Origin of the sequence: Stenotrophomonas sp. SbOxS2 (genome assembly GCF_013416715.1) — a bacterium.
Lineage (GTDB): Bacteria > Pseudomonadota > Gammaproteobacteria > Xanthomonadales > Xanthomonadaceae > Stenotrophomonas > Stenotrophomonas lactitubi.
In genome coordinates this window covers 37,454-59,483 of record NZ_JAAVXD010000007.1, presented here as the reverse complement: position 1 = coordinate 59,483, position 22,030 = coordinate 37,454, and the positions used below count along the sequence as shown (strand labels likewise).

Genomic DNA, 22,030 nt, shown 5'->3' with positions numbered 1-22,030 from the left:
CTGCAGGAACCGAAGTGATCGAACTTCTACTCAATGGCGGCCAGGTCGCCGCCACTACCGACGAACAGCTGGCCAGCGCACTGGCGCTGGCCGCATCGATGCCCCAGTTCGAGCTGTGGGCATCGGTGCCCGATGGGCCAACGCTGTGCATGCTGCGCAATGCGGAACACGCGTGGCTGATGTACCTGCACGAGCCGGGCGACGGCGGCTTCCATTCCTGCGGAAACGAACATCGCGCCGGCAATGCCTATTTCCGGCTCGACAACGGCCAGGTGGATGGCTATCCGCTGGCATGGTGCATCGACGTCGAAGCATGCTTTGCTGCGATCAGTTTCTTTCACGGCAATGCAGGCGCCTGCCCGGAACACGTCGATTGGCAGTCCTGACCCCGGTTGAAGCCGACCTTGGTCGGCACGCCGTCCGTCGAGCAAGCTCGACGCCTACCAGGCGGCATCGCTAGAACCCCGGCAACCCCGGTGGATTGGTCTGCGATTGCGGCACCGCTTCTTCGGCCACGTTCCAGCGCGCCAGCACCTTCGCATAGGTACCGCTGCCGATCTGCGTGTTCAGCGCCTGGGTCACCGCATCGGCCAGGCCGCTGCCCTTGCGGGTGGTCACCGAGATCGCCGCCGCATCCGGCCAGCCGCCCGGGAACAGGCCAACCCGGCGCACCTTGCCATCGCGTGCCGAATAGGCGCCGGTGGCATTCGGCTCGAACGACACATCGGCGCGACCGGTGATCACTGCCAGCCGCCCGATCACTGCGTCATCGAAGTACTGGTACTCCACCGGTTTCAGGCCAGCGGCGATGTTCTGCTTGTCCCATTGGCGCAGGATCTGGTCCTGGTTGGTGCTGGCGCCCACCACCACTTTCAGCCCGGCCACGTCGGCGGGCGTGGCGATCTTCTGGATCGGTCCATCGGTGCGGGTGTAGATGCCCAGCAGGTCAAAACGGTAGCTGGAGAAATCGAACTTCTTCTTGCGCTCTTCGGTGACCGTCACGTTCGACAGCACCGCATCGTACTTGCCCGATTCCAGCCCCAGCGGCCAGTCGGCCCAGGCCACCGGCACCACCACCAGCTTCAGGCCGAGGCCATCGGCGATCAATCGTGCGATATCAGGCTCCACGCCCACCACTTCCTTGCTGTCGGCACCGTAGTCGGCCAACGGCAGCTGGCCGGGATGGGTGGCGATGGTGAAGGCACCCGGGGTGACGAAACGGTAGCCGGCCGGAATCAGCGCCTGCGCCTTCGGATCGGGCGTGCCCTTCAGTATCTCCGCGTTGCTGGCTGCAAGTGATGTCGCCGCAACCGGTACGCCATCGGGGCCCTGGCGTACGCGTGAGTAGACGATGCCGGCGATGCCGATGACCAGCACACCGACGATCAACAGGGTGCTGCGTGCGGGACGTCGCTGCGATGCTGGGCTCATGGGGTTTCTCGAAAGGGGTTACAGGGTCTTGGCCAGGAAATCGGCGGTGCGTTGCTGGCGCGGGTGCTCAAACAGCGCGTCCGGCGTGCCCTGTTCGATCACCCGGCCCTGGTCCATCATCACCACGTGGTCGGCCACGCGGCGGGCGAAGCCCAGTTCGTGGGTGACGATCACCAGCGTGGTGCCGGAACTGGCCAGCTCCTCGATCACGCTCAGCACCTCGGACACCAGCTCCGGGTCCAGCGCGGAGGTCGGCTCGTCGAACAGCAGCACCTTCGGCTGCAGCGCCAGCGCGCGGGCAATGGCCACGCGCTGCTGTTGGCCACCGGACAGCTGCCGCGGGAAGGCATCGGCCTTGTCGGCCAACCCGACCCGCTCCAGCAGCGTGCGCGCCTGCTGCTCGGCCTGGGCGCGCGATATGCCACGCACGGCGATGGGCGCTTCGATGATGTTCTCCAGTGCGGTCATGTGCGGGAACAGGTTGAAGCCCTGGAACACCATGCCGACTTCGGCGCGGCGACGGCGTATCTCGCTTTCCGGCAGCTCGTACAGGGTGTCGCCGTCGCGGCGGTAACCGATCAGCTGGCCGCCCACCGTTACGAAGCCACTGTCAGCGCGTTCAAGATGATTGATCAGCCGCAGCAGCGTGGACTTGCCGGCACCGGACGGACCGATCAGCACGGTCACGCTGCCCGCCTTCAGTTCCAGGTGCACGTCATCCAGCACCGTCTGCTCGCCGAAGGCCTTGCCCACACCCTGCAGTGAAACGGCGGCGCCCGTGCCCGCCTCGATCGGCACTGCAAAAGCCGCTCGGCTGGGTACGCGTGCAATGGCCGGCACCACCGGGCGCGGCGGCGTCGACGGTACCCGCGACACGTTGCGCTCATGCTGTAGCTGGCCGCGGGCGAAACGCTGCTCCACCCGCCGTTGCAGCAGCGACAGCACCGTCAGGATCACCAGGTACCAGACCGTGGCCACCATCAGCAGCGGCACCACCTCCAGGTTGCGGCGGTAGATCACCTGGACGGTGTAGAACAGCTCCGGCAGCGCCAGCACATAGACCACCGAGGTGCTCTTGGCCAGCCCGATCACATCGTTGAACGCCGCCGGCAGGATCGAACGCATCGCCTGCGGCAGGATGATGCGGCGCACCTGTCGGCCGCGCGGCAGGCCCAACGCTGCGGCCGCTTCGTACTGGCCGTGGTCGACCGACAGGATGCCGCCACGGATCACCTCCGCCGAGAACGCCGCCTGGTTCAAGGTGAGGCCGAGTACCGCCGCAGTGAACACGCCGATCAACTGCGTGGTCGGGTACGAGAACAGACTGATGCCGGTGAACGGCACGCCCAGTTCGATGGTGCTGTACAGGTAGCCCAGGTTGTTCAGCAGCAGCAACAGCACCAGCAGCGGAATCGAACGGAACAGCCACACGTAGCCCCACGACACCGCCGACAGCAGCGGTGAGCCGGAGACGCGGGCCAAGGCCAACAGTGTGCCCAGCGCGAAGCCGAGGCCGGTACCGAGCGCGGTCAGCAGCAACGTGCGCCCCAGCCCTTCCAGTACCGGGCGGGCGAAGAACCATTCGGCGAACGTGCCCCAGCCCCAGCGCGGGTTGCCCAGCACCGACTGCAACCCGATCAGGATCAGCGCCAGTGCCAGCACCGTACCGATCACCTGCAGCGGGTGCCGCGCCGGCACGATCTTCAGCGCCGTGGCCGGCTGGCGGGGAATGCCCTCGATAGCGGTGGACGGTGTGCTCATGCCACTGCTCCGTGCAGTGCGATGGCGGGCGCGACACCCACCTGCGGCTGCGGCACCAGCTGTTTTTCGAACGGCAGATGCGCGATGGTTTCCGGGTCTGCATCCAGGTCGAACAGCGCGGTGTAGCCGTGGCTGAGGTACAGGCCGACTGCCTCCGGCTGGCGGAAGCCGGTGGTCAGGAACACGCGTCGATAGCCCTGCCGCGCAGCCTGGTCTTCCAGTTCCTGCAGCACGCGACGGGCGATGCCTTGCCGGCGCAGACCAGGCAGCGTCCAGATGCGTTTGAACTCGGCGGTGTCCTCATCGCGATGCGGCATGAACGCGCCGCCGGAGATTGCCACGCCGTCGCGCAGCAGCAGCACGAACGCACCCACCGGGGCCGCGAAGGCCTCCGCAGGATAGCGCTGCAGCTCTTCGCGGGCGCTGCCACCAATCCGACGGCGCACGTCCGCGTAGCGGTTGTCATATTCCTGTTCCAGGCCGTCAAACAGCGGCCGCGCCAACGGGTCATCCACCGCGGTGTACAGGAAGCGATCGTTGTCGTACCGCACGCTCATGCCACGTCCTCCACCAGGTAGTGCTCGGCCAGGCGCGCCCACAGGCTGGCCGCGGGGGCGATGGCCGCATCGTTGAACACATAGCGCGGGCTGTGCAGCGGCGCGCTGTCGCCGTTGCCGACGAATACGAAACTGCCCGGCCGCGCCTGCAGCAGGAAGGCGAAGTCTTCGCTGGCGGTACGCGGTGCGAAGGCCTCCACCACCTGCCCGGCGCCGAAGCCCTGTACCGCCACCTCGCGGATGTACGCCGTCTGCTCCGGATGATTGATTACGCTGGGGAAGCCGCGCGGGAATTCGATCTCGGCACGCGCGCCAAACGCAGCGGCGGTCTGCTCGGCAATGTCGGTGACCCGTCGGCGCAGGGTATCGCGCACCTCCGGCAGGTACGCACGCACGGTCAACTTCAGCTCGACCACATCGGGAATCACGTTGGCGGCCTGCCCACCATGGATCGAACCGACGGTGACCACGCCCATCTGCCGCGGATCGACATTGCGCGACACCACGCTCTGCAGCGCGGTGATGATGTGTGCAGCGGCCAGGATCGGGTCGACGCTGCCCTGCGGCTCGGCGCCGTGGCCGCCCTTGCCGATCACCCGCAGCCGCGCCCAGTCCACCGACGCCATCGCCGGTCCGTCGACGAAGCCGAAGTGCCCTACTGGAACGCCCGGCCAGTTGTGCAGGCCATAGATGGCATCGACCGGGAAGCGTTCGAACAGGCCATCGGCGATCATCTTCGAAGCACCCGAACCGGTTTCCTCGGCCGGCTGGAACACCAACTGCAACGTGCCATCGAATCGCCCGTGATGCGCCAGGTAGTGGGCGGCCGAGAGCAGGATGGCGGTATGGCCATCGTGGCCGCAGGCGTGCATCAGGCCTTCGCGCTGGCTGGCATAGGCCAGCCCGGATTCTTCATGGATGGGTAGCGCATCGATGTCGGCGCGCAGGCCCAACCGGCGACTGCCCTGCCCGCGCTGCAGCGTACCGACCACGCCGGTGCCACCCACGCCTGTGCTGACCGCGTAACCCCATTGCTGCAGCAGCTCGGCCACGCGGGCACTGGTGCGGTGCTCTTCGAAGGCCAGTTCCGGGTGCTGGTGCAGGTCATGGCGGATCGCGATGGCCTCGTCGGCACGTGCCGCGATTTCGGGCAGTACGCCCGTTGCCGGCACATTCCGCCGGGCATGGCCGGGCGCTACCGAAATATCTCCGCTCATTGCCTTATCCCACCTTCCGCGCCGGCTCGGCGTCGGTCGCATAACGGCTCGCCTTGCGTGGCAGGCCCAGGTGGTCGCGCAGAGTCTCTCCTTCGAGCTCACTGCGGTGGTAGCCGCGCGCTTCCAGCAAGGGCAGCACAAGGGTCACGAAATCATCCAGGCCTTCGCGCTGCGCGGCGAAGCCGAGGATGAAGCCATCGCTGGCACCGGCGTCGAACCAGCGGATCAGTTCGTCGGCCACATGTTCCGGCGTGCCGATGAAGTTCGGCCGCGGGCTCACCGCCTGCAGTGCCACCTGGCGCAGGCTCAGGCCCTGCTCGCGCGCGTCCTGCTTGATGCGGTCGGTGGTGGAGCGGAAGGAATTGGCACCGATATCGCCCAGCTCCGGGAACGGCGCATCCGGGTCGTACTGGCTGAAGTCGTGGTGGTCGAAGAAACGGCCGAGATACGCCAATGCATCGTCCAGCCCGGCCAGTGCAGCAATTGCCTGGTACTTGGCTTCGGCTTCTTCCGCCGTACGTCCGACGATCGGGCCGATGCCGGGGAAGATCTTGACGTCACCGGCACTGCGGCCATGGGCGATCGCCGAGTTCTTCACCTTCTGGGTGAATGCACGGGTCTCCTCCAGCGACGGCGCGTGGGTGAACACCGCATCGGCATACTTGCCTGCCAGCGCAATGCCATCGTCGGACGAACCGGCCTGGAAGATCACCGGCTGCCCCTGCGGCGAGCGCTGGATGTTGAGCGGGCCTTCAACCTGGAAGAAGCGGCCCTTGTGGTCGAGGCGACGGAACTTCTCCGGTGCGAAGAACGTGCCGCTGTCGCGGTCGCGAACGAACGCATCGTCATCCCACGAATCCCACAGGCCCTGCACCACCTCAAGGTACTCATCGGCAATCTGGTAGCGCAGCGCGTGTTCCGGATGCGGGCGGCCGTAGTTGCGGCCCGAACCTTCCAGCGGCGAGGTCACCACGTTCCAGCCGGCGCGGCCACCGCTGAGCAGGTCCAGCGAGGCGAACTGGCGGGCTACGGTGAACGGATCGCTGTACGAGGTGGAAAGCGTGCCGGCCAGGCCGATCTTCTTCGTTGCCGTCGCCAGTGCCGACAGCAGCGAGATCGGCTCGAAACGGTTGAGGAAATGCGGGATCGACTTCTCGTTGATGTACAGGCCGTCAGCAACGAAGCCGAAGGCGATGCCGTTGTCCTCGGCGGTACGCGCGATATCAATGTAATAGCCCAGGTTGACGCTGGCATCGGGCGCGTTGGACGGATGCTTCCAGGCATGCATGTGGCTGCCGGGGCCCTGCAGCATGATGCCGAACGGGATGGGACGCGGGGTCGTGCTCATGGGGTCGCTCCAGAAGTCAGGCCACCGCCGCCCGGGGAGCGGGCGACAGCAGTTCAAGGGACGTCAGGCGTGCGTCGAGGTCGGCCACCGGCACGTCGAGGATGAATTCACCCACGCCGAAGCGTCGATGCAGCGCATCCAGCTCGCTGCGTACGTGCTGCGCGTCGCCAGAGAGCACGCTGGGGCGTGTTTCTTCGACGCGGAAATCAGTGACACCCACCTGCCGTGCGTACTCGGCAGCGGCCTCGGGGCTGGGCAGGTTCACCGTCTGTCCGGGGCCCAGGTGCAGCTTGTAGACCCGCAGCGCGCCGATATGGCGCGCAGCGGCCTCGCTGGTGGGCGCGGCCAAGGCCACCGTTGCCAGCAACGGGGCGTGCGCGGACACCGTGCGATACGCCTCGAAGGCGGCCTCGATGTGCTTCGGGTCACCGTCGAAATGCGCGGCATACACGAAGCGCCAGCCCAGTTCGGCCGCCTGCCGCGCGCTCTGCGGGCTAGCGCCAAGCAGGAAGCGCTCCGGCGACGTCTGTGGAATCGGCCGCGCCTGCGCATCCGCCTGCGCATCGGACAGATATCCTTCCAGGTCGCGCAGCTGCTGGTCGAAATCGGCGAATGCCGGGCGACCGGCGGCCAATGCGGCAGTCGATGCCGGCAGACCGCCCGGTGCCTTGCCCACGCCCAGATCCACGCGCCCCGGCGCCAGTGCCGCCAGCAGGTTGAAGTTCTCGGCCACCTTGTACGGTGCGTAGTGGCGCAGCATCACCCCGCCACTGCCGATGCGGATGCGCCGGGTCTGCGCCAGCACCCACGCCGCCAGTACTTCCGGTGCCGGGCTGGCCAGCGTCGGCGCCGCGTGGTGCTCGGCAAACCAGTAACGGTGATAGCCCAGCTGCTCGGCACGCTGCGCCAGTTGCAGGCTGTTGCGCAGCGCCTGTTCCGGCGTGCTGCCGTCGGCCACTGGGCTCTTGTCCAACACGCTGGTGAGGTAGCTCATCGTCACGTCCTCGCTCAGGGATGGGCCACGGGAATGCCCAGCAGGCCGTTCAGTGCCGCCAGGATCGGTTCGGCACCGGAGATGTACTGGCGCTGCTGGTACTCACCACTGGCGTACTCATTGACCACGCCCTGCGGCAGCACCAGCTTCGGCAGCGACTGGTCCTGCTCGCCGATCTCGGCGATCACCTCGCGGCGCGGCCGGCTGAAGCCGATGCGGCGCACGTCCAGCTGCGCGTCCAGGCCGTCGATGCTCGACAGCGCACCCTCCAGCAGCAGGCTGTGCCGGCAGAAGAAGCGTTGTCCGGGCAACTGGCCGTCCTCGAACTCGCGGTCCAGCAGGAACAGGATGGGTTTGTCGGTTGCGTCTACAGCCACGGAATCGTCCTCGTAGGGGCCGGCAATGCACTGCCGCTTCGACATCGATGCTAGAGAAGGAAGGCCGGATACCAGCGCCAGAACTCGACAATCCACGGTCGGATCCGGCCATGCAGATGCAGGTTGGCAATAAGCAGACTGCCGGCCGTTATGGACGCTCGCGGCGTCAGGCCGCCTGTGCAGGCGCGCGCCAGCCCAGTGCCGGCGCGATGTCCTCGATCACCGTGGTGAGGATGCGCCGGTAGTCCTGCTCGGGCAGCTCATAGGGCAGCTCAACCCGCAGCTCGTCCACCTGCTGCAGCAGCGGATCGGCCTGCAACCGCGCGATGATCTGCGCCGTGCTGCCGACCACGTCGGGCGCGAACATGGTGCGGCGTGGCCCTTGCGGGGCCAGAGTGCGCCCATGCCGTTGCGCACTGAAGGTCTCGATCCTCTGCCGCGTGGCCGCATCCACACCATCGGTGGGCACCAGCACCCGCCCCACCGCCACGCGGCGCGGGCTGTCCAACGGCAATGCCGCGCGATAGGCCTGCAGGTGCTGCAGCTGGGCACCGAAGAAGTCATCACTCAGCTCGGCGCGGTTGACGTTGCCCAGCAGCAGATGCAGGCCCTGCTCCCCCGCCGAACGCGCCGACTGCAGAGAGCCAGCGCCATACCAGACCCGGTCCACCAGCCCCGGCGCCTGCGGCTGCAGTCGCGGACGATAGCGCGTGGCGGCATTGCCGACCTCGGCATCCGCATCACCCAACGGCTCGCCCCGCAGCGCTTCCAGCAACCGCGCCACCCGGCCATGGGAAAAGTCGATGTGCGCGGGGTCGCTGTCGTACAGCAAGGACCCAACCAGTTCCCCGTGTGGCGGCGCGCCGGTACTGACGCCCACCTGCAGCCGGCCACCGGCCAGCGCATCCAGCAACGACAGATCCTCGGCCAGGCGGAAAGGTGTTTCATAGCCCAGCTGGATCACTGCACTGCCCAGCTCGATGCGTGTGGTGTGCTGGCTGGCCGCCGCCAGGAACACCGCTGCCGAGCTGATGCCCGGTTCCAGGTGGCGGTGGCGTACCCATGCGCCGTCATAGCCCAGCTGTTCGGCAAACGCGATCAGCGCCAGCGTCGCGTCCAGGCCCGCGCGGGGTTGTTCCGGCAGATAGCTCCCGGGCGTGAGGAACGCCAGGTGCCGCAGCTGCACCGCCACGTCCTAGGCGATCCTGCGCAGCGGCGCCGGCAGCGCCGCCGCCAGTGGCGCCAGGTGCCCAGCTGCACGCTCGGCCGCCAGTTGGATGCGCGCCTGCAGTGCAGCACTGTTGATGCGGTCGCCGTCGAAGTCGGCCGGCGTGGCATACACCCCGATTGGCAGCGTATGCGCCTGCAGGAAACTGAAGAGCGGCCGCAGCTGATGGTCGATCACCAGCGCGTGGCGCTCGCTGCCACCGGTGGCGGCCAGCAGCACCGGCGTATCCACCAGCGCGTCCAGTTCAATGAAGTCGATCAGGTGCTTGAACAGGCCCGGATAGGAACCGCGATACACCGGCGTGGCCGCTACCAGGAGCTGCGCCGCTTCAATCGTGGCCAGCGCGCGCTCCACCTGCGGCTCCACTTCACTACGCTGCAGCGCCTGCCCCAGCGAGCGCGCGATCGGCGCCAGCTCGACCAGCTCCACGCTGATGTTGACCCGCTCGCGCAGCTCTTCCAGCAGATGCCGCACCAGCAGCAACGTGCGCGAGTTGGCCGATGCCGTCGGCGAACCAATCAACGCAACCACATTCAATGCAGATGACATGAAACGCTCCCATGTAGCGCCGAGCCACGCTCGGCTGCGTGTGGCATGAACCTCAGAACCGATAGTTGACGCGCCCGTACCAGAACGTCCCGACGTTGCTCAGCACATCACCGCTGTCCCAGGTGGTTTCGATGCTGGCCACATCGGTGGCGCTGCGTGCGTACGCGGGCACCTTGCGGGTGCGCTTGTCGAACACGTTGTTGATGCCCAGTGCCGCGCTCCAGCCCGCACCCAGCTCCACCCCGCCGGACAGGTTGGTCACCAGCACCGGCGGCTGCTTGTACTCCACGCCGTTGTTCAGGCGCTTGATCGGGCCGTAGTAGGTGAAGTCCACGTTCGAGCGCCAGCGCCCGTTCTGCCAGCCCAGCCCCGCCACCTGCGTGTACGACGGCGTGCGGAAGCGCAGCGCGTACTCACTCGACTTGGTCAGCAGGTTGATGTTCGGCAGCCCCTGCAGCGCCTGCGGAATCGCGCTCACCTTCTGGATGGTGGTGCGGCCCACGTTGGCCGCGTAGGTCCAGCGCAGCTTGCCCCACTGTGTTTCCTGGTTCGCTTCCAGGGTCAGCTCCACACCGCGCGTGCGGGTGTCGCCCACGTTGGTGAAATAGCTGGCGTAGAACGCATCACCGGGCAGGATGCTGATGCCGGCCGTACCCAGCAGCGCATCAATCGTATTTTTCTGCGCGGCGGTCAGCACGGTGCCGCTGTTGTCGGTCACCCGCGCCGGGTCCTGCGCGTTGTAGCCGATCTGGCTGGACTGGCCGAGCTGGCCGCGGATGTCGATCTGGTACGCATCCACCGCCAGATGGAAGGCCGGGCTCGGGTCCCAGGTCACGCCGAGGCTGTAGTTGGTGGCCTTCTCCGGCTTCAGCGGCGTAGCGCCCAGCGCCACCGCTGCCGGCGAAGCGACCTGCGCCACCAGGGTGGTACCGCACGGGCAGCTGCCGGTGGCCTGGTAGAACTGGGCGCCCAGGCTCGGCGCGTGGAAGCCGTTGCTGACCGTGGCCCGCACGCCCAGTGCATCGGTGAAGTCGAAGCGCGTGGTCAACCGACCGGTCGACACCGTGCCGAAGTCGGAATGGTCTTCCCAGCGCGCGGCCGCATCCAGGTACCAGCGCGAGGTGATGTTGGTCGCCGCACCTGCGTATACCGCCTTGCTGTTGCGGGTGGCCTTCACCGCATCGGCGGTCGAATAGCCCACGAACGCAGCGGCACCGAAGCCGGTGTAGGACTCCCACTGCCCTGCCCCGCGTTCGTACTGCTCGTGCTGGTACTCGGCACCCGCACTTACTTCCAGCGGCGATGCGAAGGCGGCCACCTCGAAGCCACGGCGCAGGTCGAGGTTGGCGATGCCCTGCTGGTAGTCCAGCTTGCCGTCGTAGAAGTCGGTGGGCGAGCCGGGATATGGCAGCGAATAGTTCACCGAATTGCGGGTGTAGGTACGCACCGTGTTGCGGTTGCCGGTCAGGCTGACGTCGTAGTCCCAGCCCGCAACCTGGCCCTTCACCCCGGCCGTGCCGGTGTACTGTTTCTCCTTGGTTTCCAGCACCGGCAGGAAGCCGTCGGGAAACACGCTCAGCACGCCCGGCGCCCGGTAGGTGGTGAAGATCGTCGCCGGCAGCCGGAAATTCTGGATCGCCTGCGCGGTACGGTCACTGGCCGTCGCATTGGCGTAGAACTGCGCGTTCTCGCCCAACCCATGGCCCACGTTCACCGCGAAGGCCTTCAACGCATACGACGGCGAGCTGAGGATGATGTTGGCCTCCGCATCGCGTCCGGCCTCGGCCGGGTTCGGCGACGCCCCGGCCGGCAGCCGGTTGTTCGGCCGCAGCGCCACCAGGTTGCCGTTGCCATCCACCGCCGGATAGCTCAGGTAGCCATCGATGTAGCGACGCGTGCGGATCGCATGGTGCTGTCGCGTGCTCTCACCGGACAGGTTGATGAAGCCATCCTCGCCCCATGGCAGACCGATGTTGGCGCGAACGCTGGTGCGGCTGCCGTCGCCATCGGTGCTCTGCCCGCTCTCCACCGACACATCGCCACCGTGCGCCTGCGATTTCAGGATCACGTTGATCACCCCGGTGATCGCGTCCGAACCGTAGATGGCCGATGCGCCATCACGCAGCACCTCTACGTGGTCGATGGCCGATACCGGAATCAGCGCCAGATCGGCCCAGGCGTGGCCCGGATAGCCACCGCCATTGGCGCCACTGACGTACGCACTGGCGTTGCGGCGCTTGCCGTTCACCAGCACCAGCGTGTAACCCGGCGACAGGTTGCGCAGTTGGTAGCCGCGGATCAGGCTTTCCTGGTCGCTCTGGTAACCGCCAATCTGGCTCAGCGACGGTAGGCTGCGCTGCAGGGCTTCGAGCAGGTTGGCCTGGCCGGTAGCCGCCAGGTCCTCGGCGGAAATCACGTCGATCGGTGTCGAGCTGTTCTTCACCGTGCGCGTACTGGTACGCGAGCCGGTCACCACCACCGCATCCAGCGTGGACGCGGCAAGGTTCGCAGAAGTGGCAGTGGTCGCCGACGGCGCATCGGCATCAGCCGCATACGCCGGGGCAGCGGCCAGGGCGGCCGCAATCAGAAGGGAGAGCGTGGACAGCGCAGGAATATGGGCAGCAGGCATGGGGGCTCGTGGGGGTGGGCCGGAGACACACCTCCATTCAAGGGCCCGCGCCCAACGCGCAACAGCGGATATCGCGTCATGTGACCGTCACATCGCGCCAGCCACATGACCGCTGGTAATGACCTTACGCAGCAACGCGCGCGCGTCCGGCGGCAACGCAAACCCGCCACCGGCCATATGCTGCACTGGTATCACCTCATGCCGCCACGACATGCTGGCGCAGGCACCTTCGTCGGTAGCATCAAGCCATGCCCACCCTGCCTGCCGAACCGAACGCGCCCACCGTCGCCATCGTGGCCTGCCACGGCCAGGGCCTGTTCGAATTCGGCTGCGCGGTCGGCCTGTTCGCGCCCATCCGCCCCGAACTGGGCGTGGCCTGGTACCGCACCCAGCTCTGCGCTGGCGAGCCCGGTGCACTGCGCATGCTCGGCAGCGCACAGGTACAGCTGCCCTACGATCTGAGTGCGGTCGACGACGCCGACATCATCGTCATTCCCGGCTGGCGTGAACCCAGCGAGCGCCCACCGCAGGCCCTGCTCGATGCCCTCACCCGCGCCCATGCGCGCGGCGCCCGCATCACCTCCATCTGCTCAGGCGCGTTCGTGCTCGCCTGGGCCGGCCTGCTCGATGGCCGCCAGGCCACCACCCACTGGCGGCTCACCGAAACGCTGGCCCGCGAATTCCCACGCATCCACGTACGCGACGACGTGCTGTATGTGGACGCCGGCAGCATCATCACCTCGGCCGGGTCGGCCACCGGCATGGACATGATGCTGCACATGGTGCGCAAGGATTACGGTGCACGCGTGGCCAACCTCGTAGCGGAGCGGCTGGTGCTGGCGCCGTGGCGCGATGCCGAACGCAGCCAGCGCGTCAGCCGCGCGATCCCGCTGGGCGAGCCCACGCGGCTGGCGAAACTGATGGAATGGATGCGGCGCAATCTGCGCGAACCGCATTCGCTGGGCAGCCTCGCCGAACAGGCCGCGCTGAGCCAGCGCACCCTGCAGCGCCAGTTCCTCGAAGCCACCGGCCTGTCGCCCATCGACTGGCTGATCCGCGAGCGCGTGGCCTACGCGCGCGAACTGCTGGAAACCACCGACAGGCCACTGCAATGGGTGGCCGAACAGGCGGGCTTTGGTTCGCAGGAATCGTTCCGTCGGCACTTCCGCGGCATGGTCGACGCCAGCCCCATCGAATACCGCAACCAGCATCGCAGTGGCATCAGCGCCGACCGGCTGGTGGGCTGCTGACAGCCGCCCGGTCTTTCCACGCAGCCATCCGCCCGGCAAGATGCAGGCACGCCCCGGCCTGCCGATGGAACGGTGATGACTGCTACCCCGTACAGGAACTACCGCTTCGGTATCGGCGTTTCGCTGGTACTGGCCAGTTTCCTCGCAGCGCTCGGCCTGATCGCAGTCTGCACCCCGAATCTCGGCTGGGGCGTAGTGGCGTTGGTCACCCTCGCGCTGTGGGTTGGCGTGCCGCTGCTGCTGGTGCTCCTGCTGGCCTGGATCCGTTACATGGTGCGCGAGCGCGGACACGTGCCGGGCGGCGTGCATGCCCTGATGTTCCTGCCCACTGTCCTCGCCCTGCTCATCGTTCCGCTGGGGCACGCGCTGCACAGTACCGTGGACACCACCACCGGCGGCTCACGCGCAGCCATCGCAGAAACGCACATCAACCTCAGTGGCAATGCACTGTGGCTGGACACCTCACCCTATGCCTCCACCTACTCCGGTGCCGGGCCCGACCTGCCGATGCAAGGCGATAGTCCCGAGCGCTTCGTTGCCTTCCACCGCTACCCGAACGCACAGTCCGATGCAGACAGCGCCTTCCCCTACGACAACGCACGACTGAAACCAGGCATCGAGCACTACCATTACGGCGCCCCGCCCGGGGGCACCGGCACCCGCCTGCCACTGCATCGCCAGTCCTATCCGGATACCACAGCGCTCACCCCCGTGTGGGGCACATCGGGGGGGCCAGACATCGTCCACCTCTACTACCACTATGCCGACCACGTCGAGGTTGCCCCCGCGCTGGCGCGTCTGGCCGGCGCTACCGAATACGAGCTCGAGCGCAGCCGCGTGGAAGGGCTGGTGCAGTTCAGGACGCACAACTACGGCGCCGCACCGATCGTGCGCCTGGAAATCAACGGCGCGACGCTGGACATCGGCGACGACGCCATCTTGCCCATTGCTGCGCCCCCCGCTGCGTGCACGGCGTCCAACCACACCACCGGTGTCGCGCTGTTGAATCTCGAGCAGCCGTTGCGGGTTCGCTGGCAGACTACCGCCGCACCGCAGGAATGGCACAGCGCGCGCGTGCAGGTTCCTGCATTCCGCCAGCCACAGCCATTGGACGGCCAATCCACCCTGCAGCGCGTGCTGCTTTACGTTCTGCCCGACGACACGCTGGCAGCAGAGCGCTACGTGGAAGTGCTCGCGGGCGATTCGCGGCGTGGCGTCAAAGCCACCGGCCTGCCTGCCAACGCGGCGGCGTACGCGACCTGCGGCAGCGCCAACGCCACTTACGGCGAACACGCACCAGCACCGCTGGCAGACTGATCACCCGGACGGTCCCGCGCAGCGTCAGCCGCGTGCGCGTGTGTTGCACGCATGTATCCGCCAGCACTGCGCCACGAAGCCGATCGCAAACACCACCGCACATCCCAGCAGCGTCTGCAGGATCACCGGCGCCAACGGCGCAGCCGCAATCGGATGCGCCAACGGCAACCGCGTCAGCGTTTCATTCACGCCCGGCACCAGCGACAGCAGGAAGCTGAAAGACAGCGCGAACGTCGACAGATAAGGCGCCAACCGGCCGAGGAACCGCAGCCGCACCGCCAGCACGCCACCGAATGCAATCAGCAGGATCACCACGCCAAACGCATGGCCTGGATTGAGGCCCCCGGTGCTGGAGACGGTGAACGACGTGACCACCGACAGCACCAATCCCAGCAGATAAAGCTTGCCCGGGCGCGTAGCCGGATCAATGGCGCGGTAGCGGATGAATCCGTAAACGCCGGCGACGATGGGAATCAGGCTGATCGCGGTGTGTACGACGCCCAAGGGAGAAAGCGGATGACTCATGGCAACCTCTGCTGGAGTTATGAACCTACTAGTAGGTAGGCTCGATGGACAAAAAGAAGACCGGCTTCGCGCAGGCCTTCCAGGAATCACTCAGACCGCCGCGCTCACCCGGGCAATCGACAACCGTGCCAGCGCTGCGAACGTCGCTGCATCACCAAAACCGCGCGCCGCCAGCATCGCGCCGTGCACCGACGCCATGAAGGCCTTGGCCTCGTCGGCAGGCGTGCCCTGCAGGCGCAGCTGGCCGCGGGCCACGCCCTTCTCCAGCGTCTCGGTCAGCCAGCTGGTCAGATCCTCGAAGTGCCCGCGCACTTCGTCGGCAACTTCCAGCGGAATCATCGGCATCTCGGCAGCCAGCATCGCGCAGATGCAGAACGACGCCGTGCCACCGGCAATGCAGGTCGACCAGTAGTCCACGTACGCATTGAGCTCCTGCAACGGGTCGCCCAGCTGCCGGTCCAGCAGCGCCAGGCCCTCGCGTGCCTCCGCCCGGTACAGCTCCACCACCGTACGCACCAGGTCGGCCTTGCTGGGGAAATGGTGGTGGATGCTGGCCTTGCTGATGTTCACCCGCGCGGACACGTCGGCATAGCTGAAACCGTTGTAACCACCGGCTTCCAGCAGCGAACGGGCCTGGGCCAGGATCTCGTGGGCCTTGGGGGAGAGTGACTCTTTCATGAGTGCAAACCTACTAGTAGGTAGACATCCTGTCAACCGCCTCGTTCGCCGGGCATGGCCCGGCGCTACCTGACACGGGCTTCCCTGGTAGCGCCAGGCCATGCCCGGCGAATGCCGCAATCAATGCGAAGACACATACACCGCATCGGCCGGCGCCGGCGGCAACGCAAAACTTCGCCGCATGCGCGCCACCTCGGCCGCCGGCGGCAACCCGAACAAGCGCTTGAACTCCCGATTGAACTGCGACGGGCTGGCGTACCCCACCGCCAACGATGCCGCCTCGGCCGTCATGCCCTGCCGCAACATCAGCAGCCGCGCCTGGTGCAGCCGCGTGGACTTCACGTACTGCATCGGCGAGGTGCCGGTAATGCTGCGGAAGTGATCATGGAACGTGGCCACGCTCATCTCCGCCTGCACTGCCAGTGCATCAACATCCAGTGCCGTCGAATAGGCCGCATGGATATGCCGCAGTACGTTGCTGATGCGGCCGAAGCGCCCGCGCATGGCCAGCGCCTCGCGCATCGCCCCACCCTGTGCACCGGTCAGCACCCTGAAATACAGCTCGCGCACCAGCGAGGCGCCCAGCACGTCTGCCTCCAACGGATCAGCCAGCGCTTCCAGCAAGCGCAGCACCGTGGCCTGCATCGCGCCCTGCATCGGGCTGGACATCATGCTCTGTGCGGGCACTTCGGTGCTGGCGGCGCGCTCGCCCAGTTCAATCAGCAGATCCGCCGCCAGCTGCAGGTCCAGATGCAGGTAGATCGCCAGCAGCGGCGCCTGCGCTGAGGCCTCGGTCTCCATCGTGAACGGCACCGGCACCGACACCGCCAGGTAGTGCTGCGCGTCGTACTGGTAGACCTGCCCGCCCAGATAACCGCGCTTCACGCCCTGGCAGACGATCACGATGCCCGGGTCGTACAGCACCGGCGTGCGCGCCAGTGGCCGGTTCGAGCGCAGCAGTCGCACACCGGGCACTGCCGTCAGCGTGTAGCCCTCGTCCACCGCCAGCGCCTGCAACAGACCGACCATGCGCGCCTGTGCGGGATGCTGCAGCGGATCATCGGTCAATTGCATCGGGCGCCCCATAGGAATAGGCAAGAATGACAGAATCTTAGGCCTGGGCTGCCTCGCACTCAACCACTAACGTGCAAGACCCCAGCCACGAGTCCTCGTCCATGACCGTATCCCGCCTCCTCCTCATCACCGGCGTCAGCAGCGGTTTCGGCCGCGCCTTGGCCCAGCAGGCGCTGCTGGCCGGCCATCGCGTGGTCGGCACCGTGCGCAGCAAAACCGCCCGTCAGGATTTCGAAGCCCTCGCGTCGGGTCGCGCCTTCGGCCGCCTGCTGGACGTCACCGATGCCGCCGCCATCGACGCATTGGTGGCCAGCGTCGAAGCCGGCATCGGCGCCATCGACGTGCTGGTCAACAACGCCGGCTACGGCCACGAAGGCATCCTCGAAGAATCCACGCTGGACGAGCTGCGCCATCAGTTCGAAGTGAACGTGTTCGGCCCCGCCGCGCTGATCAAGGCCGTGCTGCCGCACATGCGCGCGCGCCGTCGCGGCCACATCCTCAACATCACCTCCATGGGCGGCTTCATCACCCTGCCCGGCATCGCCTGGTACTGCGGCAGCAAGTTCGCGCTGGAAGGCATCAGCGAAGTGCTGGGCAAGGAAGTCGCGCCGTTCGGCATCCACGTGACCGCTATCGCGCCAGGTTCGTTCCGCACCGATTGGGCCGGTCGTTCGATGGTGCGGGCCTCGCGCAGCATCGGCGACTACGACGCACTGTTCGACCCGATCCGCCGCGCACGCGAGGAAAAGAGCGGCCATCAGCTGGGCGACCCGATCAAGGCCGCGCAGGCCATGCTGCAGGTGATCGACACGCCCAACCCACCGACGCACCTGCTGCTGGGCAGCGATGCCCTGCAACTGGTACGCGGCAAGCTGGCATCGATGGCTGACAGCATCGATACCTGGGAATACCTCAGCCGCTCAACCGATGGCGCAGCGTTGCGGTAGCGCCGGGCCATGCCCGGCGAGCGAAGCGGTGCCGAAAGAAGCCGCCGGGCATGGCCCGGCGCTACCTACACCCCGCTCGCTCAGTCGTCCTGCACCAGCTTGAACTCTCGCAACAACCCGCCGATCTGGGTCTTGTCCAGCTTGTTCATCAGCAGGTTGCGCAGGAGCGCCGGTCCCGGAATGTCCAGCTCCTTGCCATCGCGCAGACGACCGGTCGCCGCCAGCAGCGTGCGCACGTCGTAGGTGGAATTGAACACCTCCGGCACGCCGCGCTCGATGCCCAGCAGCGTGTATACCGCTTCCATCGGCGTGCGCACCGAATACTCGGTGGTGAAGATGCAGTCGCGCTGTTTCGATTCGGCAAACTGGCCGATGAAGGCGAAATTCACCGCGCCCTCCGGCACCACGTCCGGGCGGTCACCGGCCTGGCGCGGCATGAAGAACGCGGTGATGTACGGCATCATCACCGGCACCGTCTTCGCCCCGGTCGCCGCCAGTTCGTCGATCTCCTCCACCGGCACGCCCAGGTGATACAGCCACTCGCGGGTGATCTCCTCGCCCGTGCAATCCTGCATCGGCTTGTTCACGTAATCGCCCGGCGTATCCACGAACAGCGAATACACCCACACCACGATCTGGTCCTTCGGCTGGTTCTTGAAGTGCGGCTGGCGGTTCACCGTCCAGCTCATCAGCCAGCGTGAATCGCGCACGCTCACGATGCCGCCGGTCACCACCCTGCCACTGAACGGATCGCGCTTGGCGATCTTCTCGATGTACGCCGGAATGCGCGCGTCCAGCGTGGTCACCGTTGCCGATTCCCACTTGGTTTCCGCTATATGCGCACCGAACACGTCCGGGCGCCCGAACGCCGCATCCTTGGCCGCGATGCGCCGCCACAGGTCCCACGCCGGTGCCGGGCCTTCATTCAAGCGCGCAGCAGTGTGGTGGTCGCCGTTGTCGGAATTCTCGGTGAGCGAGCCGATCGTCATGAACAGCAGATCGTCCGCGCCCAGATCGACGCCACCGGCCTGGCCATCCCGCGTCCAGTGGATGCGCGTGGCCTGCTTGCGCCCTTCCTGCAGCGCGAAGTCCACATCGGTCACCTCGGTGCCGTACTGGAACTGCACGCCGTGTTCCTGCAGCCACTTCACCAGTGGCAGCACCAGCGATTCGTACTGGTTGTACTTGGTGAACTTCAGCGCAGAGAAATCCGGTAGCCCGCCGATGTGGTGAATGAAGCGATGCAGGTACAGCTTCATCTCCAGCGCCGAGTGCCATTCCTCGAACGCGAACATCGTGCGCCAGTACAGCCAGAAATTGCTGTCCAGGAAATCGCGGCCCAGCACCTCGTTGATGCGCTTGTTTTCCATCTCCTGCCGGGTGGCCAGGAACAGCGCGATGATGTCCTTCTGCGCCTGCTCGCTCAGGGTGAACAGGCCATCGGTATGCGCGTCCTCGCCCCGGTTGATCGTGGCACGCTGCAGCGAATAGTTCGGGTCATCCTTGTTCAGCCAGTAGAACTCGTCCAGCACACTGGCATCGTCGATCTCCAGCGACGGAATCGAGCGGAACAGATCCCACAGGCACTCGAAGTGGTCTTCCATCTCGCGGCCGCCGCGGATCACGAAACCCTTCTCCGGCACCTTCAGGCCATCGAGCGCGCCACCAGCAATCTGCTGCTGTTCCAGGATGGTGATGCGCTCGCCGGGCATGCGCCCATCGCGCACCAGGAACGCCGCACCGGCCAGCGAAGCCAGGCCCGAGCCGACGAACCAGGCCGTCTTGTTGTCCACGCCCGCCGGCTTGCGCGGGCGTGCGAAGGCCTCGTAGTTGCCACTGCTGTAGTACATGCGCGTCTCCTTCCTGGATGGGGTGAGCCCACTCTAGCGCTGAACCGATGTACCGCATCCTGCAGAGAGACTGCGACGCAGTGACGCATGCCCTGATGCAAGCGGCCTCAACCGCCGTCAGCATTCGCCTCGGTAGTGAACCAGCGCTGGAACCCGTCGATGGCGTCCGGCATCAGCGCACTGGCGCGCTCGCAGACCACCGCTTCGGCCTGACGGATGGCACTCACTGCGTCCGGCTGCGCGCACAACGCAATCGCCACATCCGACGCGTCCAGCATCGCCAGGTTCACGCCCACGCCCACCGGCGGCATCAGATGGGCAGCATCGCCGAGCAGCGTCACGCCCTTGCGCGGTGCCCAACGGAAATCCGCCGGCAGGCTGTAGATCGGCCGTCGCACGAAGTCGGTGCACGCGTCCAGCAGCCTTCGCAGGTTCGGGGCCCAACCCGTATAGCTGCCTGTCACCAGCGCGCGCATGCCCTTCTGCGCGATCTGCGCATCAAGCCAATCAGAAGGCCGCTTCAGCGCCGCATACACGCAGAACCGATCACCGCTGTTGCGCTGCACGAACAGCGCCTCCTCGCCGCCAAAGCAGAACAGGCTGCCCTGCCCCACCATGGCCGCGATATCCGCCGCAGGCTGTGCGATCCAGCCTTCGAAGAAGGTAATACCGGTCGGCAACGGCTGGCAGGCACTCAGCGCTGCCCGCACTTTCGACCACGCACCATCGGCACCGATCACGATGTCCGCCTCGGCCTGCACACCATTGGCGAAGCGCAGGCTGTGGTGGCCTGCCTGTGCAAGCACCAGCTCGGTCAGGCCATGGCCCCACTGCACCGTATCGGCCGGCAGCGCATCCAGCAGCAGCTGGCGCAGGTCGCCGCGGTCGATCTCCGGCTTGTCCATGCTTCCCTCCGGCCCGAATCCGCCGGCGACAATCTCTCCGGTCCACGGATCGCCCGTCCGCTGTTCCTGTCCCTCGTGGCGTGCCACCGCGCGGAACGCCTCCAGCAGACCGGCGCGCTGCAGCGCCACCTGACCGGAATCCTCGTGCAGATCCAGCGTGCCGCCCTGGGTGCGCTGCTGCCCCGACGACTCGCCCTCGTACACGCACACGCGCTGGCCGCCGCGATGCAGGATGAGGGCAGCGGTCAGGCCGGCGGGGCCTCCGCCGATGATGGCGATACGTGGAGGGTGCGGCATGAGATGGCCTACATAGTGGTTGACATATCAACCGTAGAGCGTTCGGGTTGACACGTCAACCGCATACGGGCAACGTGGGCTCATGACCTCACCCACCATCACTCCCGACGAGTGGGCCGCCTGGCGCGGCTTCCGGCGCATGGCCGAGATCACCTCCGGCCGCATCGTCCACGACATCACCCGCAGCACCGGGCTCTCCAGTGCCGACTTCGTCGTGCTGATGGAACTGAGCAAGGCCAAGGACCGCTGTCGCCGCCAGCGCGAACTGCTGGACTACCTGGAATGGGACAAGACGCGGCTCTCGCACCAGCTCACCCGCATGGCCGGGCGTGGGCTGATCGAGCGCGACACCGACAGCGACAACGTGGTGGTGATCCGCATGACCGCAGAAGGCCGCACCCAGCTTGGCGCAGCACGGCCGGTCCATGTCACCAGCGTGCGCCGGAATTTCCTCGACCACCTCTCAGCCGACGATCTGGCCGCGCTGCAGCAAATCACCGACAAACTGCATGCGGCGCTGCAGGACGCAGAGAACTGAGACGCCGCTAGATCACAGGCGGCGACCCAACACTTGCCCCGGCCAGCCATCCACATTGAAGGTCGACAGCCGCTCGTAACCGCACGATTCGTAGAAGCGCACCAGCTCGCCATTGCCACCGCCATAGCAATCCACGCGCAGGTAATCCAAGCCCGCCGCGCGTGCCTGCTCGTCCGCGAACGCCATCAAGCGACGGCCGATACCACGCACCCGCGCATCGCGCGAAGCAATCAGCACGCGCACGTACAGCTCGGGTTCGGTCGCCGCAGGCACATACGGCATGGCCTCGCCCAACGCCAGGAACGCACGCACCTCGCCCTGCGCGGTTTCCGCCACCCACGCACCGGGCAGTGCGCAGGCATCGGTCACCTGGGTGATACGGCGCGGAATGGACGACCACGGCTCGGTGCCCCACTGCTGCGGATTGCCGATGGCCACGAACCACGCAATCACCTCATCGAACAAGCCCAGCACCGCAGGCGCATCGGCCACGCTGGCGCGACGCATCGTCAGCGCCTCTTTTCCTGCATCACTCACGCGTAGTGCTCCTTTCATTCA

General features: G+C 66.6%; 21 protein-coding genes. 5 read left to right on the top strand and 16 right to left on the bottom strand.

The annotated features are described in order from the left end of the window. Nucleotides 1-14: 14 nt before the first annotated feature. The gene (locus tag HFK18_RS15085) at nucleotides 15-386 is read left to right on the top strand and encodes a hypothetical protein (RefSeq protein ID WP_180166877.1); all 372 of its coding nucleotides are present in this window, start codon (nucleotides 15-17) and stop codon (nucleotides 384-386) included. A 70-nt stretch (nucleotides 387-456) separates the two neighbouring features. On the opposite strand, the gene HFK18_RS15080 is transcribed toward HFK18_RS15085, so the two are convergent. The 10 genes from HFK18_RS15080 to HFK18_RS15035 all read right to left on the bottom strand — a co-directional run bounded on the left by HFK18_RS15080 (nucleotide 457) and on the right by HFK18_RS15035 (nucleotide 12,091). Continuing rightward, on the bottom strand, nucleotides 457-1,431 hold the full coding sequence (locus HFK18_RS15080) for an ABC transporter substrate-binding protein (RefSeq protein ID WP_180166876.1): 975 nt from the start codon (nucleotides 1,429-1,431) through the stop codon (nucleotides 457-459). Nucleotides 1,432-1,449: 18 nt separating this feature from the next. After that, entirely contained in the window at nucleotides 1,450-3,192 is a 1,743-nt protein-coding gene (locus HFK18_RS22045) for an amino acid ABC transporter permease/ATP-binding protein (protein WP_108266028.1), read from the bottom strand. After that, nucleotides 3,189-3,749 carry a GNAT family N-acetyltransferase gene (locus HFK18_RS15070; protein WP_180166875.1) on the bottom strand — a complete coding sequence of 187 codons (561 nt, stop codon included), beginning with the start codon at nucleotides 3,747-3,749 and terminating at the stop codon, nucleotides 3,189-3,191. The genes HFK18_RS22045 and HFK18_RS15070 overlap by 4 nt, the downstream gene beginning before the upstream one ends. Further along, complete coding sequence (locus HFK18_RS15065; RefSeq protein ID WP_180166874.1) at nucleotides 3,746-4,966, bottom strand: M20 aminoacylase family protein; 1,221 nt, start codon at nucleotides 4,964-4,966, stop codon at nucleotides 3,746-3,748. Before HFK18_RS15065 ends, HFK18_RS15070 begins: the two co-directional genes overlap by 4 nt. A 4-nt stretch (nucleotides 4,967-4,970) precedes the next feature. Continuing rightward, entirely contained in the window at nucleotides 4,971-6,314 is a 1,344-nt protein-coding gene (locus tag HFK18_RS15060; RefSeq protein ID WP_180166873.1) for an LLM class flavin-dependent oxidoreductase, read from the bottom strand. A gap of 16 nt (nucleotides 6,315-6,330) precedes the next feature. Next, entirely contained in the window at nucleotides 6,331-7,308 is a 978-nt protein-coding gene (locus HFK18_RS15055) for an LLM class flavin-dependent oxidoreductase (protein WP_180166872.1), read from the bottom strand. 14 nt (nucleotides 7,309-7,322) lie between these two features. Beyond that, on the bottom strand, nucleotides 7,323-7,685 hold the full coding sequence (locus tag HFK18_RS15050) for a DUF3088 family protein (protein WP_180166871.1): 363 nt from the start codon (nucleotides 7,683-7,685) through the stop codon (nucleotides 7,323-7,325). 166 nt (nucleotides 7,686-7,851) lie between these two features. Then, nucleotides 7,852-8,877, bottom strand: coding sequence for an LLM class flavin-dependent oxidoreductase (locus HFK18_RS15045; protein ID WP_218946778.1), 1,026 nt, complete (start codon nucleotides 8,875-8,877; stop codon nucleotides 7,852-7,854). A gap of 3 nt (nucleotides 8,878-8,880) precedes the next feature. Next, the gene (gene msuE, locus HFK18_RS15040; protein ID WP_180166870.1) at nucleotides 8,881-9,462 is read right to left on the bottom strand and encodes an FMN reductase; all 582 of its coding nucleotides are present in this window, start codon (nucleotides 9,460-9,462) and stop codon (nucleotides 8,881-8,883) included. 52 nt (nucleotides 9,463-9,514) lie between these two features. Then, the gene (locus HFK18_RS15035; protein WP_180166869.1) at nucleotides 9,515-12,091 is read right to left on the bottom strand and encodes a TonB-dependent receptor; all 2,577 of its coding nucleotides are present in this window, start codon (nucleotides 12,089-12,091) and stop codon (nucleotides 9,515-9,517) included. Between the two features lie 248 nt (nucleotides 12,092-12,339). Here HFK18_RS15035 and ftrA point away from each other — a divergent pair, with 248 nt between their 5' ends. Both ftrA and HFK18_RS15025 read left to right on the top strand, forming a co-directional pair. Further along, entirely contained in the window at nucleotides 12,340-13,341 is a 1,002-nt protein-coding gene (gene ftrA / locus HFK18_RS15030) for a transcriptional regulator FtrA (RefSeq protein ID WP_100552342.1), read from the top strand. A gap of 75 nt (nucleotides 13,342-13,416) precedes the next feature. Beyond that, nucleotides 13,417-14,658, top strand: a complete 1,242-nt coding sequence (locus tag HFK18_RS15025; RefSeq protein ID WP_180166868.1) for a hypothetical protein — start codon at nucleotides 13,417-13,419, stop codon at nucleotides 14,656-14,658. A 24-nt stretch (nucleotides 14,659-14,682) separates the two neighbouring features. On the opposite strand, the gene HFK18_RS15020 is transcribed toward HFK18_RS15025, so the two are convergent. The 3 genes from HFK18_RS15020 to HFK18_RS15010 form a co-directional block, all read right to left on the bottom strand. Further along, nucleotides 14,683-15,183 (bottom strand): hypothetical protein, encoded by a 501-nt coding sequence (locus HFK18_RS15020; RefSeq protein WP_180166867.1) that lies wholly within the window; start codon nucleotides 15,181-15,183, stop codon nucleotides 14,683-14,685. Nucleotides 15,184-15,273: 90 nt separating this feature from the next. Further along, the gene (locus HFK18_RS15015) at nucleotides 15,274-15,861 is read right to left on the bottom strand and encodes a TetR/AcrR family transcriptional regulator (RefSeq protein WP_180166866.1); all 588 of its coding nucleotides are present in this window, start codon (nucleotides 15,859-15,861) and stop codon (nucleotides 15,274-15,276) included. Nucleotides 15,862-15,981: 120 nt separating this feature from the next. Continuing rightward, complete coding sequence (locus tag HFK18_RS15010) at nucleotides 15,982-16,935, bottom strand: AraC family transcriptional regulator (RefSeq protein WP_218946777.1); 954 nt, start codon at nucleotides 16,933-16,935, stop codon at nucleotides 15,982-15,984. A gap of 101 nt (nucleotides 16,936-17,036) precedes the next feature. On the opposite strand from HFK18_RS15010, the gene HFK18_RS15005 reads away from it, so the two are divergent. Further along, nucleotides 17,037-17,882, top strand: coding sequence for an oxidoreductase (locus tag HFK18_RS15005; RefSeq protein WP_180166865.1), 846 nt, complete (start codon nucleotides 17,037-17,039; stop codon nucleotides 17,880-17,882). 80 nt (nucleotides 17,883-17,962) lie between these two features. Here the strand turns inward: HFK18_RS15005 and HFK18_RS15000 are convergent, their stop codons facing one another. Both HFK18_RS15000 and HFK18_RS14995 read right to left on the bottom strand, forming a co-directional pair. Further along, on the bottom strand, nucleotides 17,963-19,732 hold the full coding sequence (locus HFK18_RS15000; RefSeq protein WP_180166864.1) for an oleate hydratase: 1,770 nt from the start codon (nucleotides 19,730-19,732) through the stop codon (nucleotides 17,963-17,965). Nucleotides 19,733-19,839: 107 nt separating this feature from the next. Beyond that, nucleotides 19,840-20,934, bottom strand: coding sequence for an NAD(P)/FAD-dependent oxidoreductase (locus tag HFK18_RS14995; protein ID WP_180166863.1), 1,095 nt, complete (start codon nucleotides 20,932-20,934; stop codon nucleotides 19,840-19,842). 82 nt (nucleotides 20,935-21,016) lie between these two features. Between HFK18_RS14995 and HFK18_RS14990 the strand changes: the two genes are divergently transcribed. Then, the gene (locus tag HFK18_RS14990) at nucleotides 21,017-21,472 is read left to right on the top strand and encodes a MarR family winged helix-turn-helix transcriptional regulator (RefSeq protein ID WP_099821289.1); all 456 of its coding nucleotides are present in this window, start codon (nucleotides 21,017-21,019) and stop codon (nucleotides 21,470-21,472) included. Between the two features lie 12 nt (nucleotides 21,473-21,484). Here HFK18_RS14990 and HFK18_RS14985 read toward each other — a convergent pair whose 3' ends face one another. Further along, nucleotides 21,485-22,009: a GNAT family N-acetyltransferase gene (locus HFK18_RS14985; protein WP_180166862.1), complete on the bottom strand. Its 525-nt coding sequence runs from the start codon at nucleotides 22,007-22,009 to the stop codon at nucleotides 21,485-21,487. Between the last annotated feature and the right edge of the window lie 21 nt (nucleotides 22,010-22,030).

What these genes read in the sequence shown, in the direction of transcription:
- HFK18_RS15080 (WP_180166876.1), bottom strand. Translation starts at nt 1,431, where the DNA reads ATGAGCCCAGCATCGCAGCGACGTCCCGCACGCAGCACCCTGTTGATC.
- HFK18_RS22045 (WP_108266028.1), bottom strand. Translation starts at nt 3,192, where the DNA reads ATGAGCACACCGTCCACCGCTATCGAGGGCATTCCCCGCCAGCCGGCC.
- HFK18_RS15070 (WP_180166875.1), bottom strand. Translation starts at nt 3,749, where the DNA reads ATGAGCGTGCGGTACGACAACGATCGCTTCCTGTACACCGCGGTGGAT.
- HFK18_RS15065 (WP_180166874.1), bottom strand. Translation starts at nt 4,966, where the DNA reads ATGAGCGGAGATATTTCGGTAGCGCCCGGCCATGCCCGGCGGAATGTG.
- HFK18_RS15060 (WP_180166873.1), bottom strand. Translation starts at nt 6,314, where the DNA reads ATGAGCACGACCCCGCGTCCCATCCCGTTCGGCATCATGCTGCAGGGC.
- HFK18_RS15055 (WP_180166872.1), bottom strand. Translation starts at nt 7,308, where the DNA reads ATGAGCTACCTCACCAGCGTGTTGGACAAGAGCCCAGTGGCCGACGGC.
- msuE (WP_180166870.1), bottom strand. Translation starts at nt 9,462, where the DNA reads ATGTCATCTGCATTGAATGTGGTTGCGTTGATTGGTTCGCCGACGGCA.
- HFK18_RS15035 (WP_180166869.1), bottom strand. Translation starts at nt 12,091, where the DNA reads ATGCCTGCTGCCCATATTCCTGCGCTGTCCACGCTCTCCCTTCTGATT.
- ftrA (WP_100552342.1), top strand. Translation starts at nt 12,340, where the DNA reads ATGCCCACCCTGCCTGCCGAACCGAACGCGCCCACCGTCGCCATCGTG.
- HFK18_RS15025 (WP_180166868.1), top strand. Translation starts at nt 13,417, where the DNA reads ATGACTGCTACCCCGTACAGGAACTACCGCTTCGGTATCGGCGTTTCG.
- HFK18_RS15020 (WP_180166867.1), bottom strand. Translation starts at nt 15,183, where the DNA reads ATGAGTCATCCGCTTTCTCCCTTGGGCGTCGTACACACCGCGATCAGC.
- HFK18_RS15015 (WP_180166866.1), bottom strand. Translation starts at nt 15,861, where the DNA reads ATGAAAGAGTCACTCTCCCCCAAGGCCCACGAGATCCTGGCCCAGGCC.
- HFK18_RS15010 (WP_218946777.1), bottom strand. Translation starts at nt 16,935, where the DNA reads ATGCAATTGACCGATGATCCGCTGCAGCATCCCGCACAGGCGCGCATG.
- HFK18_RS15005 (WP_180166865.1), top strand. Translation starts at nt 17,037, where the DNA reads ATGACCGTATCCCGCCTCCTCCTCATCACCGGCGTCAGCAGCGGTTTC.
- HFK18_RS15000 (WP_180166864.1), bottom strand. Translation starts at nt 19,732, where the DNA reads ATGTACTACAGCAGTGGCAACTACGAGGCCTTCGCACGCCCGCGCAAG.
- HFK18_RS14995 (WP_180166863.1), bottom strand. Translation starts at nt 20,934, where the DNA reads ATGCCGCACCCTCCACGTATCGCCATCATCGGCGGAGGCCCCGCCGGC.
- HFK18_RS14990 (WP_099821289.1), top strand. Translation starts at nt 21,017, where the DNA reads ATGACCTCACCCACCATCACTCCCGACGAGTGGGCCGCCTGGCGCGGC.